1 protein-coding gene and 1 pseudogene are annotated in these 1,953 nt (G+C 56.2%); both read right to left on the reverse strand.

Annotated elements, in window-relative coordinates; all coding sequences use genetic code 11:
* Window positions 1-1,681: pilus assembly protein (locus AC1D0Z_RS20540; RefSeq protein WP_477660018.1), on the reverse strand; the 1,681-nt coding region annotated here is incomplete at its 3' end.
* A 35-nt stretch (window positions 1,682-1,716) separates the two neighbouring features.
* Window positions 1,717-1,953, reverse strand: a pseudogene (locus AC1D0Z_RS20545) (hypothetical protein); the annotation flags it as partial.

A 1,953-nucleotide genomic window follows, 5' to 3' on the forward strand; every position in this document is an offset into this window, starting at 1 on the left:
GCCATACCGTGGTGGCGGCATTGCCGTTGGCATCCAGGGTCACAGCGGTCAGTTCTCCGGTCCACGCATTGGTCCGGTATTCAGGGATGTATTTGCGAGATGTGGTGGTCAGCCGCCGTCCTGACAATGCAACCCCAGCATCACTGCCGTTGCGCTCGTCAATGTTGCTGATGACCGCACGAAGTGCATTGGCGTAAGCCACCGGATCCGCAGCACTCAGGGACAGCCCACGGCTATTGACAGCGGCATGCCAGAGGTCATCAACGGTATTTGCGTCTTCGTTAGCGGGATCTCCCCAGCTTTTGCTACCGGAGATCAACCCGGCAAGATCCCCCGGATTGGCGARAACGCCGTTCACGCCAAAACCGATCGTGTAATTGACCATGTGTTGCCAAAAGGCAATGTCGTCAGCCGTCGCCTTTACGCCGTTATCCAGGTCAGGGCGCAAGTCATTGACCCAGTAATACATTGCCACGTCGGACAGCGTTCCTGATCGCGTATCGGTGAAAGGCCTTCCGGCTGTGTACTGGTAACTCTGGCCATTCGGGCCGGAAATGGCCGAAGTGGCATTGGTTCCGTCCACATTGCCGGCTGCACTTGCATTGGATGCGCCACCCCCGTTCCACAGACCATCGGTCATGAGTAGATGGAAAGAACGCCTGCATGTCAAATGGGGGGTGGTGTCATCCGTACCAGGGACATTTCCCCATGGTCCTCTGTTGTCCGACCGCCGGTAATACTCGCCGACATCGCCCATGGCACGCCGTAAAGGCGTCCCCCCGCTATTCTCCGTAAGCGTGAACAACCAGGTGTAAAAAGCGTCACGGTCCGCTCCAGTAAATGGCCTCAAACCGCGTACCAGGGTTTTGGTATTGACCGAATCAACAGTGATACCTGCGGACTGGTTGATCCGGCCGTAACCAAGCCGGTACGTGACGGGCAGGTTATAAAAAGCCAATGCTGTACCGCCGATGGCGGAAAGCACGCGGTTTTTGTAGTACGTGAACCAGTTGGAAAAATTTTGCTGCTCTTGCGCCAACGTGCAAGTGCTGCCCGCCCCGCAATCGGTGCGGGTGCTGGCCTTTGCGAAGGGAGCCGACGCAGCGTTAATCACAACCTGGGTGAAGTTGCCCGTTGCCGTACCGGTTCCGCTGGTCAGGTTGTAGTACTGCGCCGGAAAAACCGTTTGGGTACTTGTACCGTTGTTGCAAGATGAGGGGGCGGTACAAAACTTTGTCGTGAAATTCTGCGATGAAACCAGATCCATGGTCGTAGCAGGCGTACGAGGATCAATAGGCGCAGCATTGGCCGGGTAGGCTGGATAAAGGCTGCCATCTGACTTGATCCAGGGCGTGTACGTGGTGGTCGGGTCGTAGTACAGCGGGTTGATCTGCGGAGACCGCATCTGCATATTGAACAGGGTGGAGGCATAGGTTGCCACCCCGGTCTTGAAAGTGCTGATACCACCCAGTGTTGCACCCACATACTGGTTGCCAATGCACAAGTCGTCCGGCAGGCACTCAAAAAACATCGAGCCCGAATCATCGAAAGTGAACACCAGATTCGGCGGCACTGCAGTACCACCCGTAATCAGGGGCACCTGGGCCACTTGCGCCTGAACCGGCACCATGCCCATCAGGACGAGCGCGCCCGCCATGACAAGTTGAGTTAATTTTTTCATGATGTTTTCCCGGTATTTCTCAAAATTCTCAATATTCAGTAGCGCAAAATCGATTGAAGCCAGACTTCTCCGCCTGATATCACCTGGCCGCCGCTCACCGAATAGTCAGGGCTGTAACCGCGGGCAGTGATCAGGTAAGAGTCACGTGGAGGCGCGCCCTGCAAGGTCACGATGGGGTATTTTTCGATCATGCATTGCGGCAGGGTATTGAGGGTTCGGCCCGCCGCATCTGTGGAATTGGTAACCGCCGCCGTTGCCGTATTGGCCATTGC

The sequence above is a fragment of the Polaromonas sp. P1_E3 genome (assembly GCF_056405935.1).